This is a genomic window from Micromonospora globosa (assembly GCF_000717585.1).
Taxonomy (GTDB): Bacteria; Actinomycetota; Actinomycetes; order Mycobacteriales; family Micromonosporaceae; genus Micromonospora; species Micromonospora aurantiaca.
This window is the reverse complement of sequence record NZ_JNZR01000005.1, coordinates 171131-187450: the sequence shown is the minus strand read 5'-3', so window position 1 is coordinate 187450 and position 16320 is coordinate 171131. Positions and strand designations below refer to the sequence as shown.

At 72.4% G+C, this 16320-nt stretch carries 21 protein-coding genes; 16 read left to right on the top strand and 5 right to left on the bottom strand.

Going from position 1 to position 16320, the window contains the following annotated elements; all coding sequences use genetic code 11:
• Positions 1-9: 9 nt before the first annotated feature.
• The 3 genes from ffh to IF06_RS0108160 all read left to right on the top strand — a co-directional run bounded on the left by ffh (position 10) and on the right by IF06_RS0108160 (position 3310).
• Positions 10-1563, top strand: a complete 1554-nt coding sequence (gene ffh / locus IF06_RS0108170; RefSeq protein WP_030269972.1) for a signal recognition particle protein — start codon at positions 10-12, stop codon at positions 1561-1563.
• Positions 1564-1630: 67 nt separating this feature from the next.
• Positions 1631-2212, top strand: coding sequence for a Uma2 family endonuclease (locus IF06_RS0108165; protein ID WP_030269970.1), 582 nt, complete (start codon positions 1631-1633; stop codon positions 2210-2212).
• 18 nt (positions 2213-2230) lie between these two features.
• The gene (locus IF06_RS0108160) at positions 2231-3310 is read left to right on the top strand and encodes an amidohydrolase family protein (protein WP_013474365.1); all 1080 of its coding nucleotides are present in this window, start codon (positions 2231-2233) and stop codon (positions 3308-3310) included.
• A gap of 19 nt (positions 3311-3329) precedes the next feature.
• On the opposite strand, the gene IF06_RS0108155 is transcribed toward IF06_RS0108160, so the two are convergent.
• Together IF06_RS0108155 and IF06_RS33560 are read right to left on the bottom strand one after the other, a co-directional pair.
• Entirely contained in the window at positions 3330-3923 is a 594-nt protein-coding gene (locus tag IF06_RS0108155) for a TetR/AcrR family transcriptional regulator (protein ID WP_013284583.1), read from the bottom strand.
• Between the two features lie 25 nt (positions 3924-3948).
• Positions 3949-4125 (bottom strand): hypothetical protein, encoded by a 177-nt coding sequence (locus IF06_RS33560; protein ID WP_157551464.1) that lies wholly within the window; start codon positions 4123-4125, stop codon positions 3949-3951.
• On the opposite strand from IF06_RS33560, the gene proS reads away from it, so the two are divergent.
• The 12 genes from proS to IF06_RS0108090 all read left to right on the top strand — a co-directional run bounded on the left by proS (position 4124) and on the right by IF06_RS0108090 (position 12460).
• Entirely contained in the window at positions 4124-5530 is a 1407-nt protein-coding gene (gene proS, locus IF06_RS0108145) for a proline--tRNA ligase (RefSeq protein WP_030269967.1), read from the top strand. The genes IF06_RS33560 and proS overlap by 2 nt on opposite strands.
• A 76-nt stretch (positions 5531-5606) precedes the next feature.
• The gene (locus IF06_RS0108140; protein ID WP_030269965.1) at positions 5607-6254 is read left to right on the top strand and encodes a DUF402 domain-containing protein; all 648 of its coding nucleotides are present in this window, start codon (positions 5607-5609) and stop codon (positions 6252-6254) included.
• A 242-nt stretch (positions 6255-6496) separates the two neighbouring features.
• A complete protein-coding gene (gene rpsP, locus IF06_RS0108135) occupies positions 6497-6952 on the top strand; it encodes a 30S ribosomal protein S16 (RefSeq protein WP_013284587.1) in 456 nt (151 codons plus the stop codon).
• Complete coding sequence (locus IF06_RS0108130; protein WP_026268109.1) at positions 6927-7187, top strand: RNA-binding protein; 261 nt, start codon at positions 6927-6929, stop codon at positions 7185-7187. Before rpsP ends, IF06_RS0108130 begins: the two co-directional genes overlap by 26 nt.
• A complete protein-coding gene (gene rimM, locus IF06_RS0108125; RefSeq protein WP_030269963.1) occupies positions 7187-7726 on the top strand; it encodes a ribosome maturation factor RimM in 540 nt (179 codons plus the stop codon). The genes IF06_RS0108130 and rimM overlap by 1 nt, the downstream gene beginning before the upstream one ends.
• Positions 7727-7739: 13 nt before the next feature.
• A complete protein-coding gene (trmD, locus tag IF06_RS0108120) occupies positions 7740-8528 on the top strand; it encodes a tRNA (guanosine(37)-N1)-methyltransferase TrmD (RefSeq protein ID WP_030269961.1) in 789 nt (262 codons plus the stop codon).
• Between the two features lie 143 nt (positions 8529-8671).
• Entirely contained in the window at positions 8672-9031 is a 360-nt protein-coding gene (gene rplS, locus IF06_RS0108115) for a 50S ribosomal protein L19 (RefSeq protein WP_013284591.1), read from the top strand.
• 168 nt (positions 9032-9199) lie between these two features.
• Positions 9200-10084 (top strand): signal peptidase I, encoded by an 885-nt coding sequence (lepB, locus tag IF06_RS0108110; RefSeq protein ID WP_030269959.1) that lies wholly within the window; start codon positions 9200-9202, stop codon positions 10082-10084.
• A complete protein-coding gene (gene lepB, locus IF06_RS0108105) occupies positions 10081-10713 on the top strand; it encodes a signal peptidase I (RefSeq protein ID WP_030269957.1) in 633 nt (210 codons plus the stop codon). Before lepB (IF06_RS0108110) ends, lepB (IF06_RS0108105) begins: the two co-directional genes overlap by 4 nt.
• A gap of 90 nt (positions 10714-10803) precedes the next feature.
• On the top strand, positions 10804-11271 hold the full coding sequence (locus IF06_RS0108100) for an NUDIX hydrolase (protein ID WP_030269955.1): 468 nt from the start codon (positions 10804-10806) through the stop codon (positions 11269-11271).
• The gene (locus tag IF06_RS0108095; protein WP_030269954.1) at positions 11265-12140 is read left to right on the top strand and encodes a ribonuclease HII; all 876 of its coding nucleotides are present in this window, start codon (positions 11265-11267) and stop codon (positions 12138-12140) included. Before IF06_RS0108100 ends, IF06_RS0108095 begins: the two co-directional genes overlap by 7 nt.
• Positions 12137-12460, top strand: a complete 324-nt coding sequence (locus tag IF06_RS0108090) for a DUF2469 domain-containing protein (protein WP_011905215.1) — start codon at positions 12137-12139, stop codon at positions 12458-12460. Before IF06_RS0108095 ends, IF06_RS0108090 begins: the two co-directional genes overlap by 4 nt.
• Positions 12461-12484: 24 nt before the next feature.
• Here IF06_RS0108090 and IF06_RS0108085 read toward each other — a convergent pair whose 3' ends face one another.
• A complete protein-coding gene (locus tag IF06_RS0108085) occupies positions 12485-13591 on the bottom strand; it encodes a sulfite oxidase (protein ID WP_030269950.1) in 1107 nt (368 codons plus the stop codon).
• Complete coding sequence (locus IF06_RS0108080) at positions 13588-14247, bottom strand: methyltransferase domain-containing protein (protein WP_030269949.1); 660 nt, start codon at positions 14245-14247, stop codon at positions 13588-13590. Before IF06_RS0108080 ends, IF06_RS0108085 begins: the two co-directional genes overlap by 4 nt.
• 210 nt (positions 14248-14457) lie before the next feature.
• Between IF06_RS0108080 and IF06_RS0108075 the strand changes: the two genes are divergently transcribed.
• Positions 14458-15069: a M23 family metallopeptidase gene (locus tag IF06_RS0108075; RefSeq protein WP_030269948.1), complete on the top strand. Its 612-nt coding sequence runs from the start codon at positions 14458-14460 to the stop codon at positions 15067-15069.
• A 13-nt stretch (positions 15070-15082) separates the two neighbouring features.
• On the opposite strand, the gene IF06_RS0108070 is transcribed toward IF06_RS0108075, so the two are convergent.
• Entirely contained in the window at positions 15083-16264 is a 1182-nt protein-coding gene (locus IF06_RS0108070; RefSeq protein WP_030269947.1) for an aminotransferase class V-fold PLP-dependent enzyme, read from the bottom strand.
• Positions 16265-16320 lie beyond the last annotated feature (56 nt).

Below are 16320 nucleotides of genomic sequence, written 5' to 3'. Positions count from 1 at the left end.
GATGTTCGCGTGTTTGACACCTTGAGTGACCGCCTGTCCGGGATCTTCACCAAGCTCCGCGGCAAGGGCCGGCTCACCGACGCCGACATCGACGCCACCGCGCGCGAGATCCGGATGGCGTTGCTGGAGGCCGACGTCGCCCTGCCGGTGGTCAAGGGCTTCATCGCGAACGTCAAGGAGCGGGCGCGCGGCGCCGAGGTCTCCCAGGCGCTCAACCCGGCGCAGCAGATCGTCAAGATCGTCAACGAGGAGCTGATCAACATCCTCGGCGGCGAGGGGCGGCGGCTCCAGTTCGCCAAGCACCCGCCGACCGTGATCATGCTGGCCGGCCTTCAGGGTTCCGGCAAGACGACGCTCGCCGGCAAGCTGGCCCGCTGGCTCAAGAGCCAGGGCCACCAGCCGCTGCTCGTCGCCGCCGACCTCCAGCGTCCCAACGCCGTCGGGCAGCTCCAGGTGCTCGGTGGCCGGGCCGGCGTCGAGGTGTACGCCCCGGCGCCCGGCAACGGCGTCGGCGACCCGGTGCAGGTGGCCCGCGACTCGATCGAGCACGCCCGCCGCGCCGCCCGGGACATCGTCATCGTCGACACCGCCGGCCGCCTCGGTATCGACACCGAGATGATGCAGCAGGCCGCGAACATCCGCGACGCGGTCCAGCCCGACGAGGTCATCTTCGTCATCGACGCCATGGTCGGCCAGGACGCGGTGCGCACCGCCGAGGCGTTCCGCGACGGCGTCGGCATCACCGGCGTGGTGCTGTCCAAGCTCGACGGCGACGCCCGCGGTGGCGCCGCGCTCTCCGTCCGCGAGGTGACCGGCCAGCCGATCCTGTTCGCCTCCACCGGCGAGAAGCTGGAGGACTTCGACGTCTTCCACCCGGACCGGATGGCCAGCCGGATCCTCGGCCTGGGCGACGTCCTCACTCTGATCGAGCAGGCCGAGGCGGCCTTCGACACCGATCAGAAGGAGAAGATGACCGCCAAGCTGATGGGCGGGGAGACCTTCACGCTGGAGGACTTCCTCGATCAGCTCATCGCGGTCCGGCGGATGGGCCCGATCGCCAACGTGCTGGCCATGATGCCCGGCATGGGGCAGATGAAGGACCAGCTCGCCGAGCTGGACGACAAGCACTTCGACCGGGTCACCGCGATCATCCGGTCGATGACCCCGGCCGAGCGCACCACCCCGAAGATCATCAACGGCTCCCGCCGGGCCCGTATCGCCAGCGGTTCCGGCGTCACCGTCATGGACGTCAACCAGCTGCTCAACCGCTTCGCCGACGCGCAGAAGATGATGAAGCAGATGGGCGGCATGATGGGCCTGCCCGGCGGTGGCCGGCGCAAGGCGACCAAGTCGCCGAAGAACAAGCGCAAGGGCACGAAGGGCGGCGGGCGGCCGCGTACCGGCGCCGGCATGCCGGGCGGCTTCCCGGGCGGGATGCCGCAGCTCCCGCCGGGCCTGGACCCGGGTGACCTGGCCGGTGGGCAGGGCCTGCCGCCGGGCTTCAAGCTGCCGAAGATCGACTTCAACAAGCTCGGCAAGGGCGGCGACAAGGGCCCCCGCTAGCGTGTCGGTGACGGTGGGCGACGTCGCTCTCTCTTAGGGTGATGTCGCCCCCTGGAAGGAGATGTCAATGACCGCGGCCCCGATCCTGCCGGAGCGGCACGAGTGGACGGTCGACGACCTGGGCGAACTGCCCAAGGACCTTCCGTACGAACTGATCAACGGAAGGTTGATCGTGCCGTCACCCACCGCCCTGCACCAGGAGATCTGCGTCGAGTTGCTGCTCGCGCTGCGCGTCAACTGCCCGCCGGAGTTCCTGGTGAGCATCGACCTGTCCATGCGCGTGGACCGCCGCAACGAGCCGCGCCCCGATGTGGTGGTGATCCGGCGCAAGCACGCCGGCCGGTCGCCCGTCCCGGTCGAGGACGCGTTGCTCGCCGTCGAGGTCGTCTCGCCGACGTCGCACTTCCGCGATTTGTACGACAAGGCGAAGGTCTACTCCCGCTCCGGGGTCCGCTCCTACTGGGTGGTGGATCCGCAGCACGAGCGGATCGCACTCACCGAGTACACGCTCGACGGCGCCGCCCGCGAGTACGAGCAACTGGCCCACACCGAGGACCTGTTCGTCACCGAGCGGCCGTGGAAGGTCTCGGTCGATCTGCCGGCGCTGACCGCGCGCCGCAACGACCTGCTCGCCGGCGAGGAGGACTGATCGGGTAGGACTGTGCACATGGCTCTGCACGTGCGCGGTGTGTTCCTTCCCGACGACGAGGTCCGGGACGTCTGGCTGGTCGGCGACCGGGTCACCTTCGAACCGGTGCCCGGCGCCGAGACGGTGGCCGACGGCGGCTTCGTGCTGCCCGGCCTGACCGACGCGCACTGCCACATCGGCATCGCCCGCGGCGGCAGCCCGATCACCTCCCTCGACCAGGCGCGGGAACTGGCCCGGATCGACCGGGACGCCGGTGTGCTGGCGATCCGGGACGCCGGGTCGCCGTACCCGTACCCCGAACTGGAGGACGAGCCGGACCTGCCGCGGCTGGCCCGCGCGGGCCGGCACGTCGCACCGCCCAAGCGCTACCTGCGTGACATCGGCGTGGAGGTCGGCGCGGCGGAGGTCGCCGCGACGGTGGCCGCGCAGGCCGCGGCCGGCAACGGCTGGGTCAAGCTGGTCGGCGACTGGATCGACAGGGGCGTCGGCGACCTGGCGCCGGCCTGGGACGCCGACACCATGACCGCGGCGGTCGCCGCCGCGCACGCCGCCGGGGTACGCGCCGCGGTGCACACGTTCTCCGAGTCGGCCGTGGAGATCATGGTGCGGGCCGGTGTCGACTCGGTGGAGCACGGCACCGGGCTGAGCCTCGACCTGATCGACCTGATGGCCCGGCAGGGCACCGCGCTGGTCCCCACGATGATCAACATCCGGACGTTCGGCCACATCGCCGAGCAGGCCCGCCCGAAGTTCCCCGGGTACGCCGACCACATGCTCGGCCTGCGCGACCGCTTCCCCGAGGTGGTGCGCGCCGCGCACGAGGCGGGTGTGCCGATCTACGTCGGCACCGACGCGGGCGGCGGCATCGACCACGGCCTGGCGGCCGAGGAGATGCTGCTGCTGCACGAGCAGGCCGGCATGTCGGCCACGGACGTGCTCGCCGCCGCCTCCTGGCGGGCCCGCGAGTGGCTCGGCTTCCCCGGGCTCGTCGAGGGCGGCCTCGCCGACCTGGTGGTCTACCCCGAGGACCCGCGCCGCGACCTGCGTGTGGTCCGGACGCCCAGCCGGATCGTGCTGCGCGGCCGGGTCGTCCGCTGACCGGCCGACGGCGACGGGTCTAGCGGGCGGTCGCCGCCATCAGGAACAGGCGCACCGCCAGGTCGGCCAGCCGGTCGGCGGTCTCGTCGACCGGGCCCCCGGGCAGCACGATGTGGCTCACCACCAGACGTACGACGCTGTCCGCGGCGAACGCGAGGGCCGCCGGATCGGCGTCCGGCAGGCGCTCGCCGGTCCACTCCAGCAGCGCCGCCGCGGCCTCGGCGAGCACCAGCTCGGACCGGGTGGTCAGGTACGGCAGAAGCTCCTCCGAGCCGCCCCGGGTGCTGGTCAGCACCGCCCGGACCAGCGGGTTCTCGGCGGCCGAGGCGAGCGTGCGGTGGATCGCCGCGTACGCTGCCGCGCGGACGTCGGAGTCGTGCTCGTCGAGCGCGGACCGGACCTGGCCGACGAACCGGTCCACCTCGTGCCGGGCCAGCGCCTCGCCCAGGCCCGCCTTGGTGCCGAACTCGTTGTAGACCGTCTGCCGGCTCACCCCTGCGGCGCTTGCGACGGCACCCATCCGGACCCCGGCCCAGCCGGTCGTGACGGTCAGCGAACGGGCGGCGTCGACGATCGTCTCGCGCACCGGAGTGACGTTTCTCGGCTTAGACATGGTGATCGAAGTCTACGGGCGCTGCTCAGCGCACCTCGAGGTCGTACTCCGCCTCGGCCCGGAACCGCCCGCCGTCGTGGCCGGCGAAGGTCAGGTGGTGCGTCCCCGGCGCCGGGGTGGGTGGAGAGCATGACGGCAGACGGTAGTGCGGGCGCGCCCGGCTGCGCCCACCCGTGACGGGACGCATAGGATGCGTGGTCATGGCACGCGTGCTCACTCCCCGTGCGGAGGACTTTCCCCGCTGGTACCAGGACCTGATCGCCAAGGCGAAGCTGGCCGACAACGGCCCGGTCCGGGGGACCATGGTGATCCGACCGGCCGGCTACGCCATCTGGGAGCGGATGCAGGCCGAGATGGACGCCCGGATCAAGGCGGCCGGCGCGGAGAACGCGTACTTCCCGCTGTTCATCCCGGAGAGCTACCTCAAGCGGGAGGCCGAGCACGTCGAGGGCTTCTCGCCGGAGCTGGCAGTCGTCACGCACGGTGGCGGCAAGCAGCTCGCCGAGCCGGTGGTGGTGCGCCCCACGAGCGAGACGGTCATCGGCGAGTTCATGGCCAAGTGGATCGACTCGTACCGTGACCTGCCGCTGCTGCTCAACCAGTGGGCGAACGTGGTCCGGTGGGAGCTGCGCCCGCGGATCTTCCTGCGTACCAGCGAGTTCCTCTGGCAGGAGGGGCACACCGCGCACGCGACCCGTGAGGACGCCCGCGCCTACGCGCGGCGGATCCTGCACGAGGCGTACGAGGACCTGATGGTCAACGTGCTCGGCATCCCGGTGGTGGTCGGCCTGAAGACCGCCCGGGAGCGCTTCGCCGGCGCCACCGCCACGTACACGTGCGAAGGCATGATGGGCGACGGCAAGGCACTCCAGCTGGGCACCAGCCACGAGCTGGGCCAGAACTTCGCCAAGGCGTTCGACATCAGCTACTCCTCGGCCGAGGGCGGCCGGGAGCACGCGTGGACCACCTCCTGGGGCACCTCCACCCGGATGCTCGGCGGTCTGATCATGTGCCACGGTGACGACAACGGGCTGCGGGTGCCGCCGAAGCTGGCGCCGGTCCAGGCGTACGTGATGATCGTCAAGGACGGCGAGGGCGTCGGCGAGGCGGCGCGAAAGCTTCACGACGCGCTGCGTGACGCCGGGGTGCGGGTGGCGCTCGACGACCGGACCGACACCGCGTTCGGCCGCCGCGCCGTCGACGCCGAGCTGCGCGGCTACCCGGTACGCGTCGAGGTAGGCCCGCGTGACCTGGCCGCCGGCAACGCGGTGGTGGTCCGGCGTACGGACGGCTCGAAGGCCCCGACGCCGGTGGCCGACGTGGTCGGCGCGGTCCTGGCCGCGCTGGAGGCCGACCAGCAGGCGCTGCACGACCAGGCGCTGGAGTTCCGCCGGTCCCGCACCGTCGAGGTGTCGACGCTGGCCGAGGCGATCGAGGCGTCCGCCACCGGCTGGGCGCGGGTGCCGTGGTCGGCGGTCGGCGTCGAGGGCGAGGCCGAGGCGAACGCTCAGGGCGTGACGGTCCGCTGCCTGGTACGCGCCGACGGCTCGGTGCCGGACTCGGAGGACGAGCCCGACCTGGTGGCGATCCTCGCCCGCGCCTACTGAGGGTGTAAGGAAGGGCCCCTTCTTAACGCATTCCGCAGAGGAGGGGCCCCTTGTTAACACGACGGCGGGGGTGAGCGTGCGGTTCGAGCCGGGGCGGCTGATCATGCACCGGAACGTGCGCAACGGCCGGATCGGCTGGGTCCGGTCGGCCCGGGTGGTCTCCGACGACGAGCGCGGCCTGGTGCTCTGGGTGGCGCGCGAGGCGCCCGTCGCGCACGAGGTGAACGCCGCCGGCATGGGCATGCGGGCGGTGCCGTTCGCCGAGTGGGTGACGTCGTCCTACCGGCTCGCGCAGGGGCTGTGGAACGGCCCGCCGGTGCTGAAGTTCCTGCCCACCGGCGCGGCCCACTCGGTCTGGTGGTTCCGCGACGCGGCGGGCCGCTTCCAGAACTGGTACGTGAACCTGGAGGAGCCCGGCGTCCGCTGGGACGACGGCACGGTGGCCGGGGTCGACATGGTCGACCAGGATCTCGACGTCGTGGTCCACCCGGACCTGAGCTGGGAGTGGAAGGACGAGGACGAGTTCGCCGAGCGGCTGGCGTTCCCGGAGCACTACTGGGTGGCCGACGAGAAGGCGGTACGCGCCGAGGGCGAGCGGGTGATCCGGATCGCCGAGGCGGGGGAGTTTCCGTTCGACGGCACCTGGTGCGACTTCACCCCACCCGCGGAATGGGACGTACCGGACGAACTTCCGCCGGGGTGGGACCGCCCGCCGGTGCGCTGAACGAGTGTCCTCGGTCACGGCCCGGGCCGCCCCGGGCGTGGTGTCCGGGTCCGGTGTGAGAGTTCCGGTCCGGATCTGGCAGAATGGTTCGCTGGTATCCGGCACGCGTCCGGCGCCCTCTAACCCGGGCGCGTCGCCAGTTCACCGAGCAGTCTCCGGCCCAAACCCCACTGTGCCGGTCGGCGCTCACCCGCCACACCGCCCGTACGGGCCGGTGAGATCGCAACAGGAGCGAAACAACTGTGGCCGTAAAGATCCGGCTCCTGCGGATGGGCAAGATCCGCAACCCGCAGTACCGCATCGTCATCGCCGACTCGCGCACCAAGCGTGACGGTCGCGCGATCGAGTTCGTCGGTGTGTACCAGCCGAAGGAAGACCCTTCGGTGATCGAGGTCAAGTCGGAGCGGGTCCAGTACTGGCTCTCGGTCGGCGCCCAGCCGAGCGAGGCCGTGCAGCGCCTGCTGGAGCTGACCGGTGACTGGCAGAAGTTCAAGGGCCTGCCCGCGCCGCCGCCGCTGAAGGTCGCCCCCGAGCGGGCCGACCGCAAGGCGGCGTACGAGGCCGAGGCGAAGGCCGCCGCCGGCGTGGCCGACACTCCGGCGAAGCCGGCCAAGAAGGCCGCCGCCAAGGCGGAGGAGCCGAAGGCCGAGGCCAAGGCCGAGGAGCAGACCGGTGCCGAGTCCGGCGAGCAGGCCTGACATGCCGCTGCGTCCCGCTCTGGAGCACCTGGTCAAGGGCATCGTCGACCACCCGGACGACGTCCGGGTGCGCATGGTCGACTCCCGTCGGGGCAAGCGCCTCGAAGTCCGCGTGCACCCCGAGGACCTCGGCACGGTGATCGGGCGGTCCGGCCGGACCGCCAAGGCGCTGCGCCAGGTGATCGGCTCCATCGGCGGGCGTGGGGTACGCGTCGACATCGTCGACTCGTACTGATGCTTCTCGTCGTCGGCCGGATCGGTAAGCCGCACGGCATCCGCGGTGAGGTCACCGTGGAGGTGCGTACCGACGAGCCCGAAGCACGGTTCGCCCCCGGTTCGGTGTTGACCACCGAGCCGGGGGTCACCCCGTCGGAGCCCGGCGCCTGGCGGGTGCCGCCGACACTCACCGTCGAGTCGGCCCGCTGGCATCAGGGCCGCCTGCTCGTCGCCTTCGAGGGCGTGCTGGAGCGCGACGTCGCCGAGGCGCTGCGCAACACGCTGCTCGGCGTGGACAGCGCCGACGTCGCCCCGCCGGAGGACCCGGAGGAGTTCCACGACCACCAGCTGGTCGGGCTCACAGTGGTCACCCGCGACGGCGAGCACGTGGGCGAGGTCGCCCGCATCGACCACGCGCCCGCGTCCGACATGCTGGTGCTGCGGCGCCCCGAGGGGCGTACCGCGCTGGTCCCGTTCGTCAAGGCGATCGTGCCCGAGGTGGATCTGGCCGGCGGTCGCGTCGTCGTCGACCTGCCCGGCGGTCTGCTCGACCTCTAGCTGGAGCCACCGCATGCGCGTCGACATCGTGTCGATCTTCCCCGAGTACTTCGCCCCGCTGGATCTCTCGCTCATCGGCAAGGCCCGGGCGAACGGCACGCTGCGGCTGGCCGTACACGATCTGCGGACCTGGACCCACGACGTGCACCGCACCGTCGACGACACGCCCTACGGCGGCGGTCCGGGCATGGTCATGCGGCCCGAGCCGTGGGGCGAGGCGCTGGACGCGCTGGCGCCCGGCGAGCTGAGCCCGGACGGGCACACGCTGCCCCGGCTGCTCGTGCCGTCGCCCGCGGGCGTCCCGTTCACCCAGGCCTTGGCGCACGAGCTGGCCGCCGAGTCGCACCTGCTGTTCGCCTGCGGCCGGTACGAGGGCATCGACCAGCGGGTGCTGGACCACGCGGCGACCCGGATGCCGGTGACCGAGGTCTCGCTCGGCGACTACGTGTTGTTCGGCGGCGAGGTGGCCGTGCTGGTGATCCTGGAGGCGGTCACCCGGCTGCTGCCCGGCGTGCTCGGCAACGCCGGGTCGCTGGACGAGGAGTCGCACGCGCACGGGCTGCTGGAGGCACCGCTCTACACCAAGCCGGCGAGCTGGCGCGGGCTGGACGTGCCCGAGGTGCTGCGCTCCGGCGACCACGCCAGGATCGACCGCTGGCGGCGGGACGAGTCGCTGCTGCGGACCGCGGCCCGGCGCCCCGACATGATCGGCGCGCTGGCCCCGGAGACGCTCGACAAGCGGGACCGGGCGACGCTGGACCGGGGCGGATTTTCCTCGCCGCCGGGGCATGTGGCAAAGTAGAGGGGTTGCCGCATCCGTCCGCGCCGTGGGCGGCTGCGAGGACCCTCGACCGGGGCCGGTCTCGCCGGTCACCACCCGGGGGTCAGAATCACCCATCCGCGCATCGACTGACGATGCGCCGTGAGCCTCACGAGGACACAGCGATGAACATCCTGGACGCCCTTGACGCCCAGTCGAAGCGTACCGACCTGCCCGACTTCCGCGCCGGTGACACCGTCAAGGTGCACGCGCGGGTCGTCGAGGGCAACCGGTCCCGGGTCCAGATCTTCCAGGGCGTCGTCATCCGCCGCCAGGGTGACGGTCTGCGCGAGACCTTCTCGGTCCGCAAGGTCAGCTTCGGCGTCGGCGTGGAGCGGACCTACCCGCTCAACGGCCCGGGCATCGACCGGATCGAGGTCGTGACCCGCGGTGACGTGCGTCGCGCCAAGCTCTACTACCTGCGTGAGCTGCGCGGCAAGAAGGCCAAGATCAAGGAGCTGCGGGAGAAGCAGCCGGCGAACTGACGTCCGTACGCCACGCCGCCCGAGCTGCGCGGATGTCGTATCGACCAGACCGCATTACCCTGGTCGGTACGGGCGCAGCCGGACGGTGCGAAACGGTCCACTACCGCCCGTGGGGTCTCCGAGGAGACTCCCGGGCGGTAGTGTCGTTTCCGCGGACCGGAGAGTGGCATGGTGCAGATGGTTGACGAGGACGGCGCCGTCGATCCCTGGCGCCGGCGGGCCCGCCGCGGCCGCCGCCAGATGCCGCTCTGGCAGGAGCTGCCGCTGCTGCTGATCGTGGCGTTCTGCCTCGCGGTGCTGATCCGCACATTCCTGCTCCAGGCGTTCTTCATCCCCTCCGGGTCGATGGAGAACACGCTGCTCGTCGGCGACCGGGTGCTGGTCAACAAGGTCGTCTACGACGTACGCGACCCGGTCCGCGGCGAGGTGGTGGTGTTCCGGGGCACCGACCGCTGGGTCGCCCAGGAGGCGCCCGCGCCGCCGGCCGACTTCGCCGGCCGGGTCGGCCGTACGCTCGGTGACCTGGTGGGCGTCAGCCGCCCCGGCGAGAAGGACTTCATCAAGCGCGTCATCGGCGTACCGGGCGACAAGGTCTGGTGCTGCGACGACGGCCGGGTGGTGGTCAACGGGGTGCCGCTGGACGAGACGGCGTACGTCTCCGAGGACTCCCCGGTCGAGCTGCCGCCCAATCCGAAGGAGTGCCGGTCCCGGCAGTTCACCGAGGTGGTGGTGCCGCCGGGGCAGATCTTCGTGATGGGTGACCACCGGCTCGTCTCGCAGGATGCCCGATGTCAGGGGCCGGTGCCGATCGAGAACGTGGTCGGCCGCGCCTTCATGATCGTATGGCCGTCGCAGCGGTGGACCGGTCTGCCCGTACCGGAGACGTTCGCGAGCGTGCCGCGCGCGGACGCCGCGGCGGCGCCCGGGCCGGTGCCTGTGGATCCCGACCCGGTCGGCGGCGTCGTCCTGATCCTCCCGCTCGCGGCGACGCTCACCGTTCTGGCGGGTTCGGGGCGACCGCTCCGTACCCGGCGACGTAGGCTCCTCCCGTGATCGACGAGCAGACCGAGAAGCCCCGCAGCTCCTTCTGGAAGGAGCTGCCCATCCTCCTGGGCGTGGCGATCCTGGTCGCGGTGCTGGTGCGTGCCTTCGTGCTGCAGACCTTCTTCATCCCGTCGCAGTCCATGGAGAACACTCTGAAGATCGACGATCGGGTGCTTGTCAACAAGCTGGTCTACGACTTCCGCTCGCCGCACCGGGGCGAGGTGATCGTCTTCAAGGCGCCCACCGAGTGGAGCGGCGACCCCGACGGTGAGGACTTCATCAAGCGGATCATCGGCGTCGGCGGCGATCACGTGGTCTGCTGCGACCGCACCGGCGGGCAGGACCGGCTGGTCATCAACGGCAAGCCGATCGACGAGCCGTTCCTCTTCCCCGGCAACAAGCCCGCCGACCAGGACTTCGACATCACGGTGCCGAAGGGGCGCCTGTGGGTCATGGGTGACCACCGGGAGGCGTCCGGCGACTCGCTGGAGCACTGGCAGCAGTCGGGCGAGGACATCAACGTCGCCACCATCCCCGAGGGCGAGGTCGTCGGCCGGGCCTTCACCATCTTCTGGCCGGTCAGCCGCGCGACCTGGCTCAGCGTCCCCGAGCAGTTCGACGGGATCCCCAATCCCTGAGCCGGCCCGCGCCGCGCTCCGGCACGCCGGCCCCGGCTCGGCGGCGGGAGGGCGTGGTCGTTCGTCGCAGGCGTCTGGCAGGCTGGTGCGGTGACCGTCTACACCCCTCGTCGCGCGGCCCGGGTGCTGCTGGTCGACGCGTCCGACCGGGTGCTGCTCTTCCAGGGCAGTGATCCGGGCCGGCCGGGTCACCGCTACTGGTTCACCCCCGGCGGCGGGCTGGACCCGGGGGAGTCCCCGGCCGACGGCGCCGCCCGCGAACTGGCCGAGGAGACCGGCCTGCGGCTGGCCCCGGCCGAGCTGGGAGCGCCGGTCTGGGCGGAGACCGTCGAGTTCCCGTTCGACGGCGTCTGGTACCGCCAGGAGCAGCAGTTCTACCTGGTCCGGGTGACCGGCTGGGAGGTCGACACGGCCGGCTTCAACGACGTCGAACGGGCGAGCGTGCACGGGCACCGCTGGTGGCCGGTCGCCGAGCTGGCCGCCACCGCCGAGCGCTACTACCCGCCGGACCTGCCCGGCCGGCTCGGCGCCGTGCTGGCGGGAGGTGGCGCATGCTGACCCCGCCGCGCACCGTGGTGCGCCGCGACGGCGGCCTCTACGCGCTGGAGCGGGCCCTGCAACGGCGCGGCTTCCGGCACGTGGCGGGCGCCGACGAGGCGGGTCGAGGCGCCTGCGCCGGGCCGCTCGTGGCCGCCGCCGCGATCCTGCCCGAGGGCCGGCGCGGCGAGATCGACGAGCTGGCCGACTCGAAGCTGCTCACCCCCGCCGCCCGCGAGCGCGTCTACGACGAGGTGGTGGCACGGGCCCTGGCGTACGCGGTGGTGGTCATCCCGGCCGAGGAGGTCGACGCCCGCGGGCTGCACGTGTGCAACCTCGCCGCGATGCGCCGGGCGCTCGCCTCGCTCACCACCCGCCCGGAGTACGTGCTGACCGACGGCTTCGGCGTCGACGGGCTGGACGTGCCGGGCCTGGCGGTCTGGAAGGGCGACCGGGTGGCCGCGTGCGTGGCGGCGGCGAGCGTGCTGGCCAAGGTCACCCGGGACCGGATCATGGTGGAACTGGACGGGCGGTTCCCCGGCTACGGCTTCGCCGAGCACAAGGGCTACATCACCGCCGAGCACAGCGCTGCCCTGCGGGCGCTCGGGCCCTGCCGGGAACACCGCTTCTCGTACGTGAACGTGGCCGCCGTCTCCGGACGGGACGGCCGGCCTCCCCGCGCCCGCCGACCGGTGGGCGCCGACGCGGCGCGGCCCGAGCCCGCGGCCGGGCTGCCGGGTCTCGGGCCCGGAGCGTTCGCCGGCCGGCCGGACGAGCCGATGGGGCACTGCGGCGCGTCAGGGGGTACCGTCGGCGTGGCGTTGGGCGAGCAGCCGCGACCTCCGGCGTCGGTGGGGGAAGATGTGGTCATGGAAGGCGGAGTGCGATGAGCGCGGAAGATCTCGAGAAGTACGAGACCGAGATGGAGCTGCAGCTCTACCGGGAGTACCGGGACATCGTCCGCCAGTTCTCCTACGTGGTGGAGACCGAGCGCCGTTTCTACCTGGCCAACCAGGTCGACCTGCACGTGCGCAACTCCGACGGCGAGGTCTACTTCGAGGTCGAGATGCACGACGCCTGGGTGTGGGACATGTACCGCCCTGCCCGTTTCGTCAAGAATGTTCGAGTAATGACGTTCAAGGACGTCAATGTGGAAGAGCTCGAAAAGCCCGACATCTCGCTTCCCGCAGATTCCGGATTCGGGAGCTGACCGCAGGCGGCTGACCGCCGGGGATCACTCCGCCGGCACGACCACCTCGACCCGCTGCACCAGGTTGTTCGCGAACCCGCCCCGGTTCCACGGCTGCTCGACCGGCTGGGTACGCCCCGACGCGTCGGTCGCCCGGGCGCCGAGCACGTACCGCCCTGGCGTCGCCGTCCAGCTCACCGACCACCGACACCACGCCCACTCGCCACCGGCCAGCTCGTCCAGGACCGTTGGTGTCCACGTCTCGCCGCCGTCGACAGTCACCTCGACCGAGGTCACCGGTGCGTGACCGGACCAGGCGCGGCCGTCCAGAGTGCACGGTCCCGGCCGCAGCACCCGGGTGCGGGACATGAAGTCCGGGAACCCGGGCGGACGCACCAGCGCACGCGGCTCGATCCGGGTCACCGGCACGCCCGGGTCGTCGGCATCGCGTCGCAACCGGTAGGCCACCGCGTTCTGGTAGCCGTCGAACGGCCCGGTCGTCACGGTGATGTCGCGCAGCCACTTCACGTGCGCCATGCCGTACCAGCCGGGCACGATCAGGCGCAGCGGCGCGCCGTGCTGCGGCAGCAGGGGAGCGCCGTTCATCTCGTACGCCAGCAGCACCTCCTCGCGCAGCGCGTCGGCCACCGGCAGCGCCCGCTGGTAGTCCTGCTCGACACCGCGATCCACCCCGTGGTCCGCGCCGGTGAACACCACGTCCACCGCGTCGCCGGACAGGCCGGCCTCGCGCAGCAGCGGCGCCAGCGGCGTACCGGTCCACTCGGCGTTGCCCACCGCCTCCACCAGCCACGGCTGGCTGACCGGCCGGGGATGCAGCAGCGCCCGGCCGTTGCCGGCGCACTCCAGCGTGACGCTGTGGGTCACCCGGGGCCGGTCGCGCAGCGCCGCCAGGTCCAAGCGAAGTGGACGCTCGACCGCGCCGGACACGCTCAGCGCGTACGCGGCCGGGTCGACGTCCGGGATGTCGTAGTGGATGAGCAGATAGTGCAGGCCCGCCGGGGTCACGTCGTACCGCAGCGCCTCCAGCGGGATGCCGTGGTTACGCGCGGCGAGCTGAAGCTCCTCGGCACTGATCGCCTCGTCCGGCCCGGCCACCCGGGAGGGCCGGCTGACGTCGTCCACAGTGGTCATGACTGCTCCGTCCGCTCCAGCACGTCGTAGCCCACGAACGTGAACATCCGCGCCCCCGCCGCCAGCGGGCGGGGCGTGCCGGTGAAGCGGTGCGCGCCGACGCCCACACCGTCGGCCGGGCTGTTCACCGCCACCGGCTCGAAGCCCTCCTCGGCGAACCACTCGCAGATGACCGGCACCAGGTCCGGCTCGCGCCGGTGCCGCGTCCACAGCACCGTGCCGCCTGTGGCGCAGAGCGAGGCGCAGTGCCGCACAGTGGCCCGGATGTCGTCGTCGGTGATGTTGCCGAAGATGCCGCAGGCCAGCACCAGATCCGCCGGGGCCAGGTCAGCGTAGCGGTCGGTCAGCGAGGCGTCCCCGGTCACCACCTCCACGCCGGTGAGCCCCGCGTCGGCGGCCGCCCGGCGGGCCAGGTCGGCGTTGCGTGGATCCAGTTCGACCAGGCGGGCGGTCACGTCGCCGCCCCGGGGATGGGCGGCCAGCACCGGGATCAGGTCGCGGCCCTGACCCGCGCAGAGGCTCAACGCGCGCAGCGGGCCGGGCGGCGCCGCATCGAGCGCGTCGGAGACACGCTGCCGCACCTCGGCGAGCCGCCGGGCCAGTGCAGACTCGGGCTGGTCGTAGTCGCTGTGCCAGGCGTACCAGTCCTTCGTCACCCGGCCAGCATAGGCGTCCGGGCCGTAGCAGATCGGCCCCGATTTCGGCGCTCGTCCACAGCCGGAGCGTCGTCCACAGGGCCGGCGGGTGGGGTGCGCGGGAGGGTGCCCGGGGTGGGCAGGGTGGTCGGCGTGCGTTCCTCGATCTCTTACGCCGTGGTGTTGTTCCTCGTCGTCTGCCTGCCGGGCGCCCTCGCGCCGCCCCGGGCCATGGTGCCGTCGTCCTCGGCCGGGCCGTCGCCGTTGTCATCCCGGGTCGGGGTCTACTCGCTCGCGGTCGGGCCGTCTCCGGCTGCACCCGCGCGTGGGCCGGATGGTTCCGCATCAGCGGGTGCCCCGGCTCCTGGTGCTTCGGCGGCGGGCGGCTCGGCTGCGGGACTTCGGGGTGCGCCTGCCGGGCCGTTCCGGTGGCCGCTGCCCGGCGCGCCCCGGGTGGTGCGGCGCTTCGACCCGCCGCCGCAGCCCTGGCTGTCCGGGCACCGGGGCGTCGACCTCGCCGCCGAGCCGGGTGCGCCGGTGCTGGCGGCCGGCGCCGGGACCGTCCTGTTCGCCGGCACCGTCGCCGGCCGGCCGGTGCTCACCGTCGGCCATTCCGACGGGCTGCGCACCACCTACGAACCGGTCCGCTCCCGGCTCACCGCCGGTACCCCTGTGGACGCCGGCACGCCGGTCGGCGACCTGCTCGCCGGGCATCGGGGCTGCGCCGAGGCGGCCTGCCTGCACTGGGGACTGCGACGCGACGCGGAGTACCTCGATCCGCTGGCACTGCTCGGGCTCGGTCGCGTCCGGTTGCTGCCGCTGCACCCCGTCCCCGCCGGGTGATCGGGTGTGTTGCTCAGCCCTGGGCGAGCAGCGTGGGCAGCCGGACGGCCAGCCGGTCGTACTCGTCGGGGGTGTTGTAGACCTGGCCGCACAACCGCAGGTAGCCGCGCCCGTTCCAGCCGGCGATCGACACCTCGGCGGAGAGCCGGTCCGCGATCCGGGCCCGCAGCTCCCGGGCCGCGTCCAGCGTCGTCGCGACACCGGGCGGCAGCGGCACGAGCCGCATGGCGACCGCCGGTCCGCCGGGCTCCGGCAGCCGCTCGGGCGCCACACCGAGCGCGTCCCCGACGACCCGTTGCCCGTACGCGGCCAGCGCCGCGTTGTGCGCGCGTACCCGGTCCACGCCGAGGCTGCGTATCGTGAACAGGCCCACCGGGGCGGCCAGCCAACCGGTGTAGTCGAGCGTCGCCTGCCACTCGACACGAACCGGGAAGCCGCTGTCCTGCTCCCACGAGACGACGAGCGGCTGGATCTTCTCCCGCCACTGCGGCGCCACCACGAGCACGGCGGTGCCGCGTGGCGCGTACGCCCACTTGTGCAGATTGCCGACCCAGAAGTCGGCGCCGACCGATGCGACGGTGGCCGGCAGCATGCCCGGCGCGTGCGCGGCGTCCACCAGCACCGGCACGCCCTGCTCCCGGGCCACCGCGACGATCGCCGCTGAGGGGAACAGCCGGGCGGTCGGGGAGGTGAGCTGGTCCACGATCAGCAGCCTGGTACGACCGGGGCGCAGCCCGGTGCGGACGATCTCCACCACCTCCTCGTCGGTGGCGGTCAACGGCACCGGCAGGGTGCGGTGCACCGCCCCGGTGCGGCCGCACTCCCTGGCGACCGAGAGCGCCACCGCCCCGTACCCGTGGTCGGTGGTCACGATCTCGTCGCCCGGGCGCAGCGCCAGCGACTGCAACACCACGGCCGCACCAGTGGTGGCGTTGCCGACGAGCGTGGTGCCCTCCGGGTCGGCGCCGAGGAACGTGGCCAGGTGCCGCCGGGCGTGGGCGATCCGGTCGACGAGGCCCTGCGTGAAGAACCGCAGCGGGTTGGCCTCCATCTCGTCGCGCAGGCGCTGCTGGGCGCGTTGCACGGCGATCGGTACGGCGCCGAACGATCCGTGGTTGAGGTGACTGACGGAGGGATCGAGGGAGAAGAGCAGCCGAGCCCCGGGAATCGGCTCGGGTGGCTGCGGCACCGTCATCAGTCGATCCTAGCCCGAGATGGATCATGCGCCGGCCGGATTCCGCCCGCTGCCCG

What these genes read in the sequence shown, in the direction of transcription:
- IF06_RS0108165 (WP_030269970.1), top strand. Translation starts at nt 1,631, where the DNA reads ATGACCGCGGCCCCGATCCTGCCGGAGCGGCACGAGTGGACGGTCGAC.
- IF06_RS0108160 (WP_013474365.1), top strand. Translation starts at nt 2,231, where the DNA reads ATGGCTCTGCACGTGCGCGGTGTGTTCCTTCCCGACGACGAGGTCCGG.
- IF06_RS0108155 (WP_013284583.1), bottom strand. Translation starts at nt 3,923, where the DNA reads ATGTCTAAGCCGAGAAACGTCACTCCGGTGCGCGAGACGATCGTCGAC.
- proS (WP_030269967.1), top strand. Translation starts at nt 4,124, where the DNA reads ATGGCACGCGTGCTCACTCCCCGTGCGGAGGACTTTCCCCGCTGGTAC.
- IF06_RS33560 (WP_157551464.1), bottom strand. Translation starts at nt 4,125, where the DNA reads ATGACCACGCATCCTATGCGTCCCGTCACGGGTGGGCGCAGCCGGGCG.
- rimM (WP_030269963.1), top strand. Translation starts at nt 7,187, where the DNA reads ATGCTTCTCGTCGTCGGCCGGATCGGTAAGCCGCACGGCATCCGCGGT.
- trmD (WP_030269961.1), top strand. Translation starts at nt 7,740, where the DNA reads ATGCGCGTCGACATCGTGTCGATCTTCCCCGAGTACTTCGCCCCGCTG.
- rplS (WP_013284591.1), top strand. Translation starts at nt 8,672, where the DNA reads ATGAACATCCTGGACGCCCTTGACGCCCAGTCGAAGCGTACCGACCTG.
- lepB (WP_030269959.1), top strand. Translation starts at nt 9,200, where the DNA reads ATGGTGCAGATGGTTGACGAGGACGGCGCCGTCGATCCCTGGCGCCGG.
- IF06_RS0108095 (WP_030269954.1), top strand. Translation starts at nt 11,265, where the DNA reads ATGCTGACCCCGCCGCGCACCGTGGTGCGCCGCGACGGCGGCCTCTAC.
- IF06_RS0108090 (WP_011905215.1), top strand. Translation starts at nt 12,137, where the DNA reads ATGAGCGCGGAAGATCTCGAGAAGTACGAGACCGAGATGGAGCTGCAG.
- IF06_RS0108085 (WP_030269950.1), bottom strand. Translation starts at nt 13,591, where the DNA reads ATGACCACTGTGGACGACGTCAGCCGGCCCTCCCGGGTGGCCGGGCCG.
- IF06_RS0108075 (WP_030269948.1), top strand. Translation starts at nt 14,458, where the DNA reads ATGGTGCCGTCGTCCTCGGCCGGGCCGTCGCCGTTGTCATCCCGGGTC.
- IF06_RS0108070 (WP_030269947.1), bottom strand. Translation starts at nt 16,264, where the DNA reads ATGACGGTGCCGCAGCCACCCGAGCCGATTCCCGGGGCTCGGCTGCTC.